General features: G+C 70.5%; 14 protein-coding genes and 1 pseudogene. 3 read left to right on the top strand and 12 right to left on the bottom strand.

Annotated features, from left to right (window positions below; all coding sequences use genetic code 11):
* Positions 1-8: 8 nt before the first annotated feature.
* Positions 9-167, top strand: coding sequence for a hypothetical protein (locus RGU41_RS01235; RefSeq protein WP_322135276.1), 159 nt, complete (start codon positions 9-11; stop codon positions 165-167).
* Positions 168-273: 106 nt separating this feature from the next.
* Here RGU41_RS01235 and RGU41_RS01230 read toward each other — a convergent pair whose 3' ends face one another.
* The 7 genes and pseudogenes from RGU41_RS01230 to RGU41_RS01200 all read right to left on the bottom strand — a co-directional run bounded on the left by RGU41_RS01230 (position 274) and on the right by RGU41_RS01200 (position 7720).
* Positions 274-1170, bottom strand: a complete 897-nt coding sequence (locus RGU41_RS01230; RefSeq protein WP_322135275.1) for an ABC transporter substrate-binding protein — start codon at positions 1168-1170, stop codon at positions 274-276.
* 304 nt (positions 1171-1474) lie between these two features.
* Positions 1475-2497: an ABC transporter substrate-binding protein gene (locus RGU41_RS01225; RefSeq protein ID WP_322135274.1), complete on the bottom strand. Its 1023-nt coding sequence runs from the start codon at positions 2495-2497 to the stop codon at positions 1475-1477.
* 46 nt (positions 2498-2543) lie between these two features.
* A complete protein-coding gene (locus RGU41_RS01220) occupies positions 2544-3467 on the bottom strand; it encodes an ABC transporter ATP-binding protein (RefSeq protein WP_322135273.1) in 924 nt (307 codons plus the stop codon).
* Positions 3464-4582 (bottom strand): FecCD family ABC transporter permease, encoded by a 1119-nt coding sequence (locus RGU41_RS01215; protein WP_322135272.1) that lies wholly within the window; start codon positions 4580-4582, stop codon positions 3464-3466. Before RGU41_RS01215 ends, RGU41_RS01220 begins: the two co-directional genes overlap by 4 nt.
* Positions 4579-5582: pseudogene (locus RGU41_RS01210) on the bottom strand (FecCD family ABC transporter permease). Before RGU41_RS01210 ends, RGU41_RS01215 begins: the two are co-directional and overlap by 4 nt.
* A 173-nt stretch (positions 5583-5755) precedes the next feature.
* Complete coding sequence (locus RGU41_RS01205) at positions 5756-6754, bottom strand: siderophore-interacting protein (protein WP_322135271.1); 999 nt, start codon at positions 6752-6754, stop codon at positions 5756-5758.
* An 84-nt stretch (positions 6755-6838) separates the two neighbouring features.
* On the bottom strand, positions 6839-7720 hold the full coding sequence (locus RGU41_RS01200) for a sulfurtransferase (RefSeq protein ID WP_416172952.1): 882 nt from the start codon (positions 7718-7720) through the stop codon (positions 6839-6841).
* A 235-nt stretch (positions 7721-7955) separates the two neighbouring features.
* Between RGU41_RS01200 and RGU41_RS01195 the strand changes: the two genes are divergently transcribed.
* Positions 7956-9164, top strand: coding sequence for an MFS transporter (locus RGU41_RS01195; RefSeq protein ID WP_134560536.1), 1209 nt, complete (start codon positions 7956-7958; stop codon positions 9162-9164).
* Between the two features lie 157 nt (positions 9165-9321).
* On the opposite strand, the gene RGU41_RS01190 is transcribed toward RGU41_RS01195, so the two are convergent.
* Positions 9322-10548 (bottom strand): glycerol dehydrogenase, encoded by a 1227-nt coding sequence (locus RGU41_RS01190; RefSeq protein WP_322137273.1) that lies wholly within the window; start codon positions 10546-10548, stop codon positions 9322-9324.
* Positions 10549-10679: 131 nt separating this feature from the next.
* On the opposite strand from RGU41_RS01190, the gene RGU41_RS01185 reads away from it, so the two are divergent.
* Positions 10680-11549, top strand: a complete 870-nt coding sequence (locus RGU41_RS01185; protein WP_134560538.1) for an IclR family transcriptional regulator — start codon at positions 10680-10682, stop codon at positions 11547-11549.
* Positions 11550-11567: 18 nt separating this feature from the next.
* Here the strand turns inward: RGU41_RS01185 and RGU41_RS01180 are convergent, their stop codons facing one another.
* From RGU41_RS01180 to RGU41_RS01165, 4 genes are all read right to left on the bottom strand, one after another.
* The gene (locus RGU41_RS01180; RefSeq protein ID WP_241975489.1) at positions 11568-12113 is read right to left on the bottom strand and encodes a YbhB/YbcL family Raf kinase inhibitor-like protein; all 546 of its coding nucleotides are present in this window, start codon (positions 12111-12113) and stop codon (positions 11568-11570) included.
* An 84-nt stretch (positions 12114-12197) separates the two neighbouring features.
* A complete protein-coding gene (locus tag RGU41_RS01175) occupies positions 12198-13763 on the bottom strand; it encodes a GMC family oxidoreductase (protein WP_322135270.1) in 1566 nt (521 codons plus the stop codon).
* Entirely contained in the window at positions 13760-14338 is a 579-nt protein-coding gene (locus RGU41_RS01170) for a hypothetical protein (protein ID WP_174774654.1), read from the bottom strand. The genes RGU41_RS01175 and RGU41_RS01170 overlap by 4 nt, the downstream gene beginning before the upstream one ends.
* A 37-nt stretch (positions 14339-14375) precedes the next feature.
* Positions 14376-15431, bottom strand: coding sequence for an NAD(P)-dependent alcohol dehydrogenase (locus tag RGU41_RS01165; protein WP_322135269.1), 1056 nt, complete (start codon positions 15429-15431; stop codon positions 14376-14378).
* Between the last annotated feature and the right edge of the window lie 127 nt (positions 15432-15558).

Below are 15558 nucleotides of genomic sequence, written 5' to 3'. Positions count from 1 at the left end.
AGTAGACGGTGAGTTCGAGGGTCACGAGCGCCGCCTGGGAGATGCGCCGGTCGAACAGGTACTTCGCGACCGTCGGCCAGTCGTACGCGGGGCGGAAGGCCGCGTCGACGATGGCCAGGGCGAACACCACGATCAGGATGATCGCGAAGACCATCCGCCAGGGGTGACGCAGCCGGATGGCTTTGATGGGAACCGACGCGGCCGGGGCGGCCGGATCGGCCGGGGACGAGGCGGGCCCCGCCCCCGGCCGTTCAGATTCGGCGTGCTCACCGGTTAGCCGTTCGCGGCTGCGTTGATCGTGATCTTGTCGATGCCGCCGTCGGCGACACCCCACGTGTCGAGGATGGCCTTGTAGCTGCCGTCGTCGACCATGGACTGCAGTGCGGCCTGGACGGCCTTGCCGAGGTCAGAGCCCTTGGCGACGACCATGCCGTATGGTGCGACGTCGAAGGTCTTGCCCGCGAGCTGCAGCTTGCCCTTGGTCTGGGCGATGGCGTAGAGGGTGACGGGAGAGTCGGCGCTGAGCGCGTCGGCCTGTCCGAGTACGACCGCGTTCGTCGCGGCATCCTGGGTGTCGAACTTGAGCTTGTCGATCGCGGGCTTGCCGGCCGCGACGCAGGCGTCGCTCTTGGCGGGGACCTCGTCGGTGTCTTCGTAGGTGGTCGCCTGCACGGCGACCTTCATGCCGCAGGCGTTGTCCGGGTCGACGGTCTTGTCCTTGGCCGATGCCCACTGGATACCGGCGGTGTAGTAGTTGACGAAGTCGACCTGCTGCTCGCGCTCGGCGGTGTCCGTGAACGAGGACTCGCCCATGTCGGCCTTGCCACCGGCGACGGAGGGGATGATGTTGTCGAACTTGGCGACCTGGAATTCGGCCGTGAGCCCGAGCTTGGTCGCGATCGCGCTCGCGATCTCGATGCCCCAGCCGATGGGCTTGCCTGCTTCGTCCTTGAACTCGTTCGGGGCGTAGGTCGGGTCGCTGCCGACGATGAGCTTGCCGGAGGACGCGATCTTGGCGGGAACGAGTGCGGCGGCCGCGTCGTCCTTGGTGATCGCTGCTGCCGAGGCGCTGGTGGTCGAGCCGGTCGAGGGCGTCGAGTTGTCGACGCAGCCGGAGAGCATCAGTGCGGCCGCGGCGGCGACGGCGGGGAGTAGGTATCGAGCGCGCATATGCGGAACCTTCTTTGTTTGTCGGTGTCAGGGGTTCGTCATTGAGTCCGTAAACGGTAAGCGACAGAGGTGAGCATATAACAGGATGCTCACGCGGATTCTGTGCGCAGGTCACGTTTTGGACTAGCTAAAGCGAGCGTGAGGGGGACGTGTCTCGATCAAGTATGGCCGTTGGCGTGTTTCGGGCAGATTTCGCCGGGTGCGACGACAGCGCCCACGCCGCCGCCCCGCCCAGTTGCGCACAAAGCACCCTCATCGCGACGACGACGGTGCTTTGACCGCAATCCAACCCCGGCGACGTGCGTTATTCGGCGGCCTTGGCCGCGGTCGAGAGCATCGTCACGTAGTCATCGAGGCCCCAGGTCAGCGAGAGACCCGTCGGCGGGGAGACGGACGAGATGAATGCCGCGCCGACCGGGGAGGCGACGGAACCACGCTGCACCTGCGGCATGGCCTGGGCGTACCCGGCGGAGAGGAACGCATCCGATTCCTCCTGCGTCGTCCCGAAGTTCACGAGCACGTCACTCGTGAGCTTGTCGAGCTGTTCGTGGCTGAGCGTGTAGTAGAAGCTCGCCTCGTCGGTCGCGAGGGCATCGACGGCGGGTGCGTTCACGAAGCCGAGGTCGAGGGTGAATGCGACGCGGGGGTCTTCCTTCTTGTAGACGTAGAACGTTCCTCCGCTGTCGCTCGTGAGGGCGATGGACTTGCCCGCGAACTCGGGGTGGGCTGCCGCGGCCGCGGCGATCTTCGCGTCGATGCCCGCGAGAAGCGTGGTCGCTTCAGCGGACTTGCCGAGAGCCGTTCCGGTGATCGTGATGAGGTCGCGCCAATTCGTCGCCCAGGGCTGGTCCGGGTAGCCGACCACGGGGGCGATCTTGCTGAGCAGCGCGTACTGCTCGGCGGTGATGCCCGAGTATGCGGCAAGGATGACGTCGGGTGCGGCCTTGGCGATGTCCTCGTACGGCGGCTCCGTGGAGTCGGGCAGCACGGTCGGCGTCGGCGTTCCGCTCGTCGCGAGCGCCTCGGAGATCCAGGGCAGCACGCCCTGGGCGTCACCGGCGTATGCCTGGAACGGCATCGCGACGGGAATGACGCCGAGGGCGATCGCGTCGTCCGCGCTCCCCCAGCCCCAGGTCACGACCCGGGTCGGCTGCTTCGGGATCACGGTCGACCCGAAGGCGTTCTCGATAGTGACGGGGAACGACGCGGCTGCGGAGTCGCCCACCGCAGCATCCGTTGGCTGGGGCGCCGGCGCGGAACAGCCGGTCAGCGTCAGGGCGACGAGGGCGGCGACGGCGACAAGCGCGCGAATGGGGGGACGGTGCACGGGAAACTCCGGTTTCTCAGTTGTCTCGGGGAGGGACATGGTTCGACTAGATTAGGTTAGCCTTACCTAATATAGCGGATGTCGCGGTCGGAGCGGGATGGAACCTCCCGATCGGCACGACGAGCGGTGAGCCGCAGACCGGGTCGGGGATGACGAGGGCGTCGAGCCCGAAGGCGGAGCGGACGACGTCGACGGTCAGGGTGTCCGCGGGCGGCCCTGCGGCGATGATCCCGCCTGAGCGCATCACGAGCATTTCGTCGGCGTACCGGGCCGCGAGGTTGAGGTCGTGCAGGACCATCACGATCGTGGTCCCGCGGGTGCGGTTGAGCTCGAGGAGGAGGTCGAGGACCTCGATCTGGTGGGCGACGTCGAGGAAACTCGTCGGCTCGTCGAGCAGCAGGATGTCGGTGTCCTGGGCGAGGGCCATCGCGATCCAGACCCGCTGGCGCTGGCCGCCGGAGAGCTCCTCGAGCCGGCGCGCGGCGAGGTCGAGGGTTCCGGTGCGCACGAGGGCGTCGGCGACGATGGCGTCGTCGGCGGCCGTGGTGCCGCGGAACCAGCCCTGATGCGGATGCCGGCCGCGACCGACGAGTTCGCCGACGGTGATTCCCTCCGGCGCGAGCGGCTGTTGCGGCAGGAGGCCGAGCACGGTCGCGACCCGCTTGCCCGGAATCGTCGCGATGTCGGTGCCGTCGAGGAGGACCACTCCGGTCTGAGGGGTGAGCAGGCGGGCAAGTCCGCGGAGGAGGGTCGATTTGCCAGAGGCGTTCGCGCCGACGATGACCGTGATCCGGCCGACGGCGATCTCGAGGTCGAGGTCTGTGACGATCGGGACGCCGTCGTAGCCGAGGCCGAGGGCGACGGTGCGCAGCTCGTGGTGCGTGCGGTCGGCCGGTCCGGCGGCTGCTGGACCCGCGAAAGCCGGGACCGCTGTCTGCGGGTCGGGAGCGTGCGGTTCGGGCTGGGTCATCGGGTTCCTTCTGTGCTGTCGCGCGGGATGCCGCGGGTGCTGCCGGCGCCGCTGCCGCCCGCCGCTCCGGTCGCGAGCAGCCAGAGCAGGTAGGGCGCTCCGATGGCGCCGGTGACGACCCCGGCGGGCAGCTGGAGTCCGCCCGGGAGCAGGTGCTGGGACGCGAAGTCGGCGGCGCTGACGATCAGGGCACCGACGAGGGCCGAGGGAACGAGGCTCAGTCCGCCGGTGCCGACGAGGCGGCGGGCGATCGGCGCGGACACGAACGCGACGAACGCGAGCGGGCCGACCATGGCCGTCCCGAGCGCGGCGAGGGCGACGGCGACGATGAGGAGTCCGAGCCGGTTGCGCTCGGCACCGACCCCGAGGCTCGTGGCCAGGTCGTCGCCCAGTTGCAGCGCGCGAAGACGCGGAGCGAGCATCCACACGATCGGCAGGAGCACCGCGAGTCCGACAGCGACGACCGCGATCTCGGGCCAAGCGGCACCGCTCACGCTGCCGACGAGCCAGGTCAGGGCGTCCTGGGCGTCGCGGAGCTCGGCGCGGCTGAGCAGGTAGCCGAGCAGGCCCTGCACCATGAATGCGATGCCGACGCCGATGAGCACGAAGCGGTAGCCGGCGACGCCGCCGGCGCCTCCGCCGCGACCGCGCCAGGCCAGCAGGTAGATGACGGTCGCGACGAGGATCGCGCCGCCGAAGGCCGCGAAGGCGGTCGCGAGGCTGCCGAAGCCGAGCACGAGCATCCCGAGGACCGCTGCGGCGCTCGCCCCGCCGGTGACGCCGACGATGTCGGGGCTCGCGAGCGGATTGCGCAGCACGGTCTGGAACAGGGCGCCCGAGAGCGCGAAGGCGACGCCGGTCAGGAGCGCGAGCACGAGCCGGGGCAGGCGCAGGGTCAGCACGATGAAGTTCTCGGCCCCGGTGCCCTGGCCGGCGAGGGTGCGGAGCAGGTCGGGCACCGCGACGGAATAGGAGCCGACGGAGAGGCTCAGCGCGGCGACGACGAGCACCGCCGCGGAGAGGACGATCACTGTCCGGCGCTCCCGGCGGCGCCGTGCACCCCGCGCCGCGCCGAGCACAGCCGGGGGCGCGAGGACCGGAGTGCTTGTGCTCACAGCCCGACCGCCTTGGTGCCGCGCACGAGAGCAATCAGCACGGGGGCGCCGAGGAACGCGACGACGAGGCCGGCCTCGATCTCGCCGGGGCGGGCGATCACGCGCCCGATCACGTCGGCGAGCAGGAGCAGGGCGGGGCCGAGCAGCGCGGAGAGGGCGAGGGTCCAGCGGTAGTCCGGGCCGGCGAACCAGCGGGCGAGGTGCGGAACCGCGAGGCCGACGAAGACGATCGGCCCGGCCAGGGCGGTCGCCGAGCCGCACAGCAGCACGACGGCCACGAAGCAGACGATCCGTGCGGCCACGACGTTCTGGCCGAGGCCGCGGGCGAGGTCGTCTCCGAGGGCGAGCGCGTTGAGCATCCGCCCGGCCGTCGCCGCCAGGATCGCGCCGACGAGGATGAACGGCGCGAGCTGCAGCGCGGTGTCGAGGCCGCGGGCGGAGAGGGAGCCCGCAGACCAGAACCGGTAGCGGTCGAAGGTCGACGGGTCGCTGAGCAGCACGATGGTGATCAGCGAGGTGAGCGCCGCGGTGAGCGCCGTGCCGGCGAGGGTGAGCTTGACGGGGTCGCTCCCCCGCGTCCGAGCGACCCGATGATGTACACGACGGATGCCGCGACCGCGGCCCCGACGAAGGCGAACCAGACGTAGCCGAGCGCGCTCGTGACTCCGAAGACGGCGATGCCGGCTACAACGAAGAGGGAGGCGCCCGCGTTGACGCCGAGCAGGCCGGGGTCGGCAAGGGGGTTGCGGGTGACGCCCTGCATGAGCGCACCGGCGAGGCCGAGGGCGAGGCCCGCGAGCAGGCCGACGACCGTGCGCGGGATACGCAGGTCGAGCACGACCAGCTGGTCGGTCACGGCGGGGTCGGGCCGGAACAGGGCGTCGAGGACGGTGCCGAAGGGCACGTCCCGCGCGCCGACGACGAGGGAGGCGATGATCACGAGGACGAGGAGCACGGCCGCGGCGAGGAGCCCGACCGCCGGGCGTCGACCCGAACCGATTCGACGGAGTTTTTCGGGTTTCGGGCCCGAAAGAGCGCTCTCCGGTGTTCTTTGGGCAGAAAATCCGTCGGATTCGTTCGGGGCCGGACGGTTCGGGGCCGGACGGTTCGGGGCCGGGCGGTTCCGGGCGCGGAGGTTCGCGGCCGGATGCTCGGACGGGTGTGCCAGGCGGCTCACTGGGGCTCGGCCTTGCCGAGGCGCCAGTAGCCCATGAAGGAGACGCGCCGGCGGTCGACACCGGTCTCGCTCACGAGGAACCGGCGGAGGCGCTTGATCGCGCCGGCCTCTCCGGCGAGCCAGGCGTAGAAGCCTGCGCCCGGGGGTGTGTCCGGGGTGTCCCACAGGGTTTCGCGGTCGATGTCGATCTCGAGCTCGGCCACGTTGACGCCGACGCCGGTCGGGACCTCGGGTCCCTGGTGGCCGGCGACCCAGGTGCGCACGGCGGCGTCGAGGCGTTCGCCGTGCGGGGCGCCGCCGCGCGGAAGCCAGGTGACGGAGCAGCCGTCCGGGACCCGCACGTCGAGCTGGTCCGCGGCATCCGGCACCTCGAGGAAGGCGTGCGCCGTGCGCCCGGGCTGCAGGGTATCGAGGATGCCGCAGATCGCGGGGACCGCGGTCTCGTCGCCCGCGAGGAGCAGGTAGGTCGCGTCGCCGGGGCGCCAGTCGAGGCCGAGGCCGGCGTCGCGGCTGCGCGAGTCCGGCCCGACGATGACGACGTGCTCGCCGACCTGGGCCGCGGCGAGCCAGCGGGATGCGGGGCCGGGGCCGGATCCGGCGGCATCCGCTGCGTCGTGGGAGACGAAGTCGACGTCGAGTTCGCGGAGGTGCGGGCGCACCCTGCGGACGGTGTAACTGCGGAACGGGTTTCGCTCAGCTTCGGGAAGGGCCCGCCAGCGGTCGTACCAGCCGGTGCCGGTCGACGCAGGGTCGCGCTGCTCGTCCACTCCGAAATCGGCGAGGCCGACGCCGGGGATCGGCAGGACGAGCTTGATCCGCTGGTCGAGTCCCGCCGTGCCGAAGTGCTCGAATTCCGGACCGGTGAAGGTCACCCGCACAAAATGCGGGCTCAGGCGCCGGATGCCAGCGACCGTCGCCCGGTACGGCCGGTAGCCGGGGCGTGCATCAGGGAGCAGGTCCTCGCCGGTCACCTCGGTGCTGGGTAAGGTAAGCATTACCTAAGTATTGCATCCCCGGGCTCTGCGTGCCGTGTGAATTCGGTGTGAGCGCACCGGGCCGCCGCGAGCCGGCCTCGCCACCTACAGCCGGACGCTGGCCCCGGTGAAACCGCCGAACCCGCCGCGCCCGCCGTCCCCGGTTTCCACGGGGCGGTCCGGGAGGTTGGACCACTGCGACCAGGATCCGGGGTAGAGGTAGGGGACGAACCCGGCGATCGTGAGCGCGGCGATCTCGTGGGCGGCCGTGACCCCCGATCCGCAGTAGACCCCGATCGGGCGCATCGGTTTCACGCCGAGGGACTCGAAGTGTGTACGCAGCTGGTCGGCGGGCAGGAAGCGGCCGTCGTCGGCGAGGGTGTCCGTCGTCGGGGCGCTCACCGCGCCCGGGATATGGCCGGCGCGCGGGTCGACCGGCTCCGTCTCGCCCCGGTACCGGGCGCCGGCGCGCGCGTCGAGGAGGATGCCGGTGTGCGCGATGGCGGCGGCGGTGTCGGCGTCGATCGTGGCGAGCGAGCCGTAGCTGAGGTGTGCGGTGCCGATCGGCGGGTCGGGCTGCTCCCCGGTGACGAGCGGCAGCCCCGCCCTGCGCCAGGCGGCGAGCGCACCGTCGAGCAGGAGCACGTTCCGGTGACCGGCGTGCCGCAACAGCCACCACGCCCGCGCCGCCGACATCAGGCTCAGGTCGTCGTAGACCACGACGGTGTCGTCGTCGTGGATTCCCCAGCGCCGCGCCGCCGCCTGCAGGTCGTCGATCGCGGGCAGCGGGTGCCGCCCGTCTTCAGGCGCCCCCGGACGGGCGAGCTCGGTCTCGAGGTCGACGTAGACCGCGCCCGGAAGGTGTCCGGCTGCGTATTCGTCGCGTCCGCTCGGCCCGAGGAGCGCCCACCGGACGTCGAGCACACGGATGTCGTCACGCGTCTCGAGCAGGCGGGCCAGATCCTCGGCGGAGATCAAAGTGTTCACGAAACCACGGTACCGGGTGTGCGCGGCGCGGGGACCCGCATCCGCCCGTGCCCCGCCCCTTCGATACGGCCCCAGGCACGGCCGTCGACACGATCCTCGGCACGGAATTGCGTTCGGTACACGTTCGTTGCGAAAACGGGCGCGCACGCGACGCAATTCGGCGCGGGGCGGCGACGGATTGCGTGCCGGGGGCCCGACTCGACCCGTACCGGGCCTCGCCCGTAGACTCGAACGAGTGAGCAGCTACTGGACCCTACTGAAGACGCCCGGGGTTGCCCGTCTTATCGCCGCGCAGCTGACCGCCCGCTTTCCGTTCGGGATGCTCTCGCTCGCGTTCCTGATCCACATCGAGCACGTCTACGACTCCTACGGGTCCGCCGGCCTCGTACTCGGTGCGATGAGCATCGGCCAGGCCATCGCCGGCCCGCTCACGAGCCGCCTGATGGGCCGCTGGGGCATGCGCCCGGTCATCATCGCCACGATCGCGATCTGCGCGAGCGCCATCGTCGTGATGGCGTTGTTGATCCTGCCGATCTGGGGCCTGATGGTGATCGGCCTCGTCGCGGGGCTGACGACACCGCCGATCCAGCCGGCCGTGCGCACGATCTACCCGAAGATCGTCAACTCCCGTCAGCTCACCCCGCTGTTCTCGCTCGACGCATCCGCCCAGGAGATCATCTGGGTGCTCGGACCGGTCATCGCCACATTCGTCGCGATCCAGATCAGCTCGGTCGCGGGTATCCTCCTCGCCGCTGCATTCCTGGTCGGCGGCGGCATCTGGTTCGTCGTGCTGCCCGAGGTCGGCCGGGTACGGATCCCGCGCAGCCGCCGCAAGCTCGGCGCCGTGCTCAAGCGCCCTGCCGTGCTCCTCAGCACCGTTGTCGGCTTCATGCTCGTCGCGGCCTGCTCGGCCGTCGAGGCCGGCGTCGTCGCGGCATTCGGTCACGGCAGCTCGGACTCCGGCTGGGTGCTCGGCATCTTCGCGATCGGCTCGCTCGTCGGCGGCCTCGCGCTCGGTCACGCGCCGATCGGCCCGTGGGCCCTCGCCGGGCGGATGCTGATCGTCACGATCGGCCTCTCCCTCGCGACTCTCGGCCTCAGCTTCTGGTGGCTCGCCGCAACCCTGCTCCTTGCGGGCATCGGCATCGCGCCGGCCTTCGCTGTGCTGTTCGGGATCGTCTCCGCGAGCGTCAAGTTCAGCGACACCGCCGAGGCGTACGGCTGGGTCGGCACCGGCCAGCTGATGGGCGCGGCGCTCGGGTCCGCGACGGCCGGCTTCATGATCGACCACAACGGCGCCGGGTCCGCGATCCTCGTCGCCGCCGGTTTCGCCGCGCTCGGGACCCTGATCCCCGCGCTGGGTCGCCGCTGGCACCCGGACCTGCGCGGCCGCGACGCCGGCCCGATCCCCGACACCGCTCCCATCCAGATCCAGGTCTCGTAACCCCACCGCCCCGACAGCGCCTCGGCCGCGCCTCGCCCGCGCCTCGCCCGCTTACAGACCGCGAGAGTACACTTTTGGCCCTCAAACCAGTGGTTTAGGGGCCAAAAGTGTACTCTCGCGGGCGTCGCGAAGCCGCGGGTCGGGGCGAGCGGATGCCTCAGCATCCGCTCACCGGAGACCTGCGGCTAGTGCGTGTCGACCTGGTGGGCCACGTACTGCACGGGAGCGGGCAGGTGCGCCTCGCTCCGCACGGTGCCGGAGAACCGCTCGATCGACTTAAGCGCGCTGACCAGCTCGTCGGGGGTGATCGGGAACGGCATGTTGTGGATGGTCTCCCCTGCACCGTCGCCGCCTCGGCGACGCGGCGCAGGTCGTCCTCGTCGTCGACGCTGAGGCCGACCTCCGTCAGCGTGTTCGGCAGCCCGACCCGGGTTGTGAACTCGATGAAGTCGCGGATCTCCTGGGTCGGGGCGCCCTCGAGCACGAGCTGCGTGACCGAGCCGATGTTGACCTTCTGCCCGTGCGCGAGCCCGTGGGTCTGGTGCGCCGCGGTCAGGCCGTTGTGGATCGCGTGCGCCGCGGCGAGCCCGCCGGACTCGAATCCGAGCCCCGACAGCAGCGTGTTCGCCTCGACGAGCTTCTCGACGGCCGGGGTGACCTGGTGGTCGCGCACGGCGTCGAGGGCGGGGAGCGCGTTGTCCCAGATCACGCCCCAGGACAGTTCGGCGAGCGCGGTGCCCGCGAGGGTCGGCAGGCCGCCGGCCATCGTGTTCGCGTGCGCCTGCCTCGTCGCCCGGGCTTCGAGCCACGTCGCGAGCGCATCACCGACGCCGGCGGCCAGGAACGCGGCAGGGGCATCCGCAACGAGCTGGGTGTCCATCAGCACGAGGTCCGGGTTCTTCGGGAAGAAGCGGTACTCCTCGAACGCGCCGTCTGCGGTGTAGATCACGGAAAGGGCCGAGGTGGGGGCATCCGTTGATGCGACGGAGGGCACCGTGACCCAGCGGATCCCGGCGAGGAACCCGGCCGCCTTCACGGCGTCCATGGTGCTGCCGCCGCCGAGGGCGACGATGACGTCGGCGCCGGTCCTGTCGATCACGCCGACGAGGCGGATGACCTCCGCGGCCGTGGGGATGCCGCCGAAACGTTCCCGGGTGACGGGCAGCTGGGCGGCGCGCAGCGAGTCCGTGGCGCGCTGCCCGAGGATCCCCCAGACCACGTCGTCGGAGACGAGGAGCGGGGTCTTCCCGAGCGGCGCGAGGAATTCGCCGAGCCGGGAGAGCGCCCCTTCCCCTGGACGTAGCGGCCGGGGCTGATGATGGTGCGAATGGCGCTGGAGGCGGCCATGACGATCTCCTTCTTCAAGCGATGCGGATGCCGCCAGCCTAAATTCGCCGGTGCCGGCCCGGTCAGGGGCCCTGTCACCATGTGAGAAGCTGCCTCACGCGCCGAACCCGGGATCTTCTCAGGCGCCGGACGATTGTGCCGGGGCCGGGCCCGACCGACAATGGCCGCATGAAGACCACGGATGCTCTTCCCCTGTCCCAGCCGCCGTCGCCCCGGACGCTCGCCCAGCCGCCACTGACGTCCAACGTCACGGCACTGCCGGCACCGCCCGCCCCGAGCGGGGTCGCCTCGATCCTGAAGACGCTCGCGATCCTCGAGATCGTCGCCGAACGTGGCGGGGCCACGGCGAAGGAGGTCTCCGCGAGCCTCGGCTATCCGCTGCCGACCGTGTACCGGCTCATGCAGACGCTCGTACAGAGCGATTACCTCGTGCACATCCGCCGGGAGCGCAAGTTCGAACTCGGCTACAAGCTGCATCAGCTCGGCGTCTCGCTGCATCGCCAGATCGGCGTGCCCGCCGAGGTGCGCACCGAGATCGCCCGCCTGCACCGCAACGCCCAGGCGGCCGCGTACTTCGCCGTCTACCGGGGGGCCGATGTCGTCGTCACCTACATCGTGGATTCCCCGGCAGCCCCGCGCCTCACCCCGTTGAGCTTCGGGTTCCACGAGGCCGCGCACGCGACCGCGTTCGGCAAGATCATGTTGAGCGGCATGACCGGCGAACAGCGCGACCAGTACCTCGACGCTCATGGGCTGCCGCAGCTGACCCCGGCGACGATCACGGATCGCGGAGAACTCGAACGCCAGCTCGAGTCGATCTCCCGGTCACACGTCGCCTGGGAGCACGAGGAATTCGTGCCGGGCATGACGTGCGCCGCGGTCGGCGTGCGCAACTCCGCAGGCCTGCTCGTCGGCTCCGTGGCGATCTCGGCCCGCGCGGACTCCATCGCGATCCGCGAACGCGACCACGAGCGGATGCTGCGCGAGACCGCTGCCGGACTCTCGCGGTACTTCCGCTCCGGCAGCGTCCGGCGCTGAGCATCCGCTCCGCGACGGTCAGCGGGCCTCCCACCAGGGCGTGATCACGGCGCGCGCGAGGGTGTGCGCGCCGAGGTTGAAGGTGAGGAACGCGGGCGTCGACGTCTCAGGGATCCCGATCGTGTCGACGTCGAGGGCGTGCACGGCGATGTAGTAGTTGTGCCGACCGTGGCCGGCCGGCGGGGCCGCACCGAGGTACCGGCGGAGGCTCGCGTCGTTGGTCAGCTGCCAGGCGCCGGGCGGGAGCAGGGTGCTGTCCTCCTCCCCCGCACCGGTCGGCAGGCTCGTCGTCGAAACGGGGATGTCGGCGACGGCCCAGTGCCAGAATCCGCTCGCCGTCGGGGCGAGCGGGTCGTACATCGTGACCGCGAAGCTTCGGGTTCCCGCCGGGAAACCGCTCCAGTGCAGTTCCGGGGACGTGTCGCTGCCGCCGGCGCCGAAGATCCCGCTGCGCTGGGGCGGGTCGAGTTCCCGGCCGTTCTCGACATCGTTCGATTCGAGGGTGAAGGTCGGCACGTCGCCGATCTGGTCGTACGGGGTTCTCATCATCTGGTCGTGGGTCATGGGTGCGTCATCTCCTTGTCGAGCATGGTTCGGGACGGTGTCCGGGTGCCGGAGTGGTCCCGGATCCCGGAGCCGGTAGCCCGGTCACAGGGACCGGTTGGCGAGCTGTTCGGCGATATGGTCGGCCTGCCGGATGGCGAGGGCCACGATCGTGAGCGTCGGGTTGGCCGCGGCGCCGGTCGTGAAGACCGACCCGTCGCTCACGAACAGGTTCGGCACATCGTGGGCACGCCCGAACTTGTTCACCACGCCGTCCTCCGGTCGTGCGCTCATCCGGCTCGTGCCGAGGTTGTGGGTCGAGGGATACGGCGGGGTGCGGTGCGCCGAGATCGACCCGACCGCGTCGTAAAGCAGTTCGGCCTGGCGGTAGCCGTGGTCGCGCATGGCGACGTCGTTCGGGTGGTCGTCGAAGTTCACGTTCGCGACCGGCAGGCCGGCAGCATCCGTGACCGAGCCGTTGAGGGTGATCCGGTTGGTCTCCTGAGGCATGTCCTCTCCGACGATCCAGAGCCCCGCGGTGTGCGCGTAGCCGTCGAGGATCGACGTGAAGTCGCGCCCCCACGAACCCGGGTCCGCGAAGGCCGCGAGGAACGCCGGCCCGAGGGAGAGGGTCTCGAGGTAGTAGCCGCCCGCGAAGCCGCGGCGCTCGTCGTGGCGCGCCTCGTCCGCGATGATCCCGGCCATGGTCTCGCCGCGGTAGGAGTGCACCGGGTCGGGGAACTGGGCGTAGACGGAGCCGGTGGTGTGCCGCATGTAGTTGCGGCCGACCTGGCCGGAGGAGTTCGCGAGTCCGTCCGGGAACAGTGAGCTCGCGCTGAGCAGCAGCAGTCGAGGTGTCTCGATCGAATTCCCGGCGACACAGACGATGCGTGCCCGCTGCCGGTGCATGCCGCCGGCGGCATCGAGGTACAGCACGGCATCGGCGCGCCCGGTCCGGTCGTGCGTGATCTGCACGGCCTGGCTCAGCGGCCGCAGGTCGAGGTGGCCGGTCGCCTCCGCACGGGGAATCTCGCGCACGAGGGTGCTCCACTTCGCGCCGGACTTGTCGCCCTGGAAGTTGAAGCCGTCCTGCACGGATGCCGGGCGCCCGTCGTACGGCTCGGCGTTCGTCGCGTACGGACCGGTCGCGTAGAAGTTGTAGCCGACCCGGGCGGCACCGTTGGCGAACACCTTGTAGTTGTTGTTGGCGGGCAGGGCGGCGCGACCGTGCCGGTGCGTGGAGCCCATCGCGATCTCGGCGCGGTCGTAGTACGGCGCGAGTTCGGAGAGGGTGATCGGCCAGTCGAGCAGGTTCGCGCCGTCGATACCGCCGTAGGCGCTGCGGGCCTGGAATTCGTGGGCGAGGAAGCGCGGCGTGGCGCCGGACCAGTGCGTGGTGCTGCCGCCGACGGCCTTGACGATCCACGCCGGCAGGTTCGGGAAGTCACGGGCGATGCGCCAGGAGCCACTCGTCGTGCGCGGGTCGAGCCAGGCCATCTGCGAGAACGCCGCCCACTCGTCGTTGACGTATTCCGCATTGGTGATGTGGGGCCCTGCCTCGAGCACGACGACCGGGATGCCCCGGGCAGTGAGCTCGTAGGCGAGGGTGCCACCTCCCGCTCCGGACCCGATGATGACGACGGCCTCCTCGTCGTGGTCGATGGCGGTCACTTCGTCACCTCGTCCCTGCCCGAAGCGGATTCCGGGGCTGCGGATGCCGCAGCCGGGGTCGCGGGGGTCGCGGCACCGACCTGCCGGGTGAGCGGGCCGATCTCGACGTAGCGCAGTTCGCCGGTGTATTCCTCGATCCGCGGCTCGGGGAGCCAGTCGAGGTCGTTGAAACCGCGGTGCAGATAGCCGCCCTTGTCGAAGGATGCGCCCTCGTAGCCGAGCGCTTGCCAGACCTCCGGGAGGTTGTAGAGGGTCAGTACGGTGTTCGCACGAACGAAGCCGAAGAATTCGGTCTGTTCGATCGCGCGGAGGCGGGCCGTGGCATCCATCGCATTGAGGTCGAGGAACGCTCCGGCCGGGAGGGTGTCGAGGCTCGCGAGGCCGGACGACAGGGCGAGGAAGTGCCGTGGCGTCTTCTCGGCGAGCGCGATCAGGGCGTCTGCAGTCTTCTCGTATGCGGTGTCCGGCAGTTGCGCGTGCGGGAATGCCACCCGGATGACGCGCACGAGCAGGGCCCGCGCCTGCGGGGAGTCGAGGAAGCCGCTCGGGGCTTCCGAGGTTTCGAGGAACGTCACTGTTGGTCTCCTTCGGATGGATCGGGGTGGATCGGGCTCAGGCGGCGTGACCGGGTACGAGGATGCCGCGGCCGACCAGGCGACCGCTCTCGAGGTCGGCGATCGCGTCGTTGGCGGCCTCGAGCGGGTAGACAGCGGTGTGCAGGGTGACCTTGCCCTGGGCGGTGAGGGTCATCAGTTCGACAAGGTCGGTGTATGTGCCGACGAGGTTGCCGATCACATTGATCTCGCGGGAGATGATCTCGATCGTCGGCAGGCTGACCGTACCGCCGTAGCCGATCACGTAGTGCGAGCCACGGTTCCGGAGCAACTTCGGGGCGAGCAGTTCTGCGCCGCGTTCGCCGACGAAGTCGAAGACGATGTGCGCGCCGCCACCGGTGATCTCGGCGACGGCCTTCTCGACCGCCGCGTCGCTCGTCGCGAGCACGGTGTGGTGTGCGCCGATCTGCCCGGCGAGCTCGAGCGCCGCTTCGGAGCGGTCGACGACCGTGATTTCCGCGCTCGTGATCGCCGCGAGGCTCTGCACGCCGATGTGCCCGAGGCCGCCGGATCCGATCACGACGGCGTGGCTGCCAGGGAAGAGCACCGGGGCGGCCTTCCGCACGGCGTGGTACGCGGTGAGTCCGGCATCCGCCAGAGCGGCCACGTCCCGGGGCTGGAGCGCGGGGTCGAGCTTCACCACGGCGCGCGCGTTCGTGCGCAGCACCTCGGCCATGCCGCCGTCGACGTTGATGCCGGGGAAGGTGGCGTTCTCGCAGTGCGAGTCCTGGCCCTCCCGGCAGGCGGGGCAGAGCCCGCAGCTGGTGAGCGGATGCATGATGACGGTGTCCCCGACCGCGACGTTGTGCACGGCCGAGCCGCACGCCCGCACCCAGCCGGCGTTCTCGTGGCCGAGGGTATAGGGCAGGTGCGGGTGCTGGATCGGATCCCACTGGCCTTCGATGATGTGCAGGTCGGTGCGGCAGAGCCCGGCGGCGCCGACGTCGACGAGCACGTCCCACGGGCCGAGGATCTCGGGCTCCGGCACGTCGTCGAGGGTCGGCTGTGCGCCATAGGAATGGATCCGGACAGCCTTCACCGTGACCTCCTGCATCCCGGGTTCTCGCCGGGCGACGTTGCCCGGCCTGCCGCACCCCCGAGGGGTCGGCACGAGATCCTCATACTCTCGGTGCTGGGCCGCCGACTCGAAAGCGCGCCTCTCACCACGTGAGAAGCGCGCA

Origin of the sequence: Cryobacterium sp. 10C3 (genome assembly GCF_034314285.1) — a bacterium.
GTDB classification, from domain to species: Bacteria; Actinomycetota; Actinomycetes; order Actinomycetales; family Microbacteriaceae; genus Cryobacterium; species Cryobacterium glucosi.
The sequence above is the reverse complement of the archived record's forward strand: the minus strand, read 5'-3'. Positions and strand labels throughout refer to the sequence as shown.

Excerpts from the sequence above, each read along its gene's own strand:
- RGU41_RS01165 (WP_322135269.1), bottom strand. The coding sequence starts at position 15,431 with ATGCAGGAGGTCACGGTGAAGGCTGTCCGGATCCATTCCTATGGCGCA.
- RGU41_RS01230 (WP_322135275.1), bottom strand. The coding sequence starts at position 1,170 with ATGCGCGCTCGATACCTACTCCCCGCCGTCGCCGCCGCGGCCGCACTG.
- RGU41_RS01185 (WP_134560538.1), top strand. The coding sequence starts at position 10,680 with ATGAAGACCACGGATGCTCTTCCCCTGTCCCAGCCGCCGTCGCCCCGG.
- RGU41_RS01180 (WP_241975489.1), bottom strand. The coding sequence starts at position 12,113 with ATGACCCACGACCAGATGATGAGAACCCCGTACGACCAGATCGGCGAC.
- RGU41_RS01205 (WP_322135271.1), bottom strand. The coding sequence starts at position 6,754 with ATGCTTACCTTACCCAGCACCGAGGTGACCGGCGAGGACCTGCTCCCT.
- RGU41_RS01220 (WP_322135273.1), bottom strand. The coding sequence starts at position 3,467 with ATGACCCAGCCCGAACCGCACGCTCCCGACCCGCAGACAGCGGTCCCG.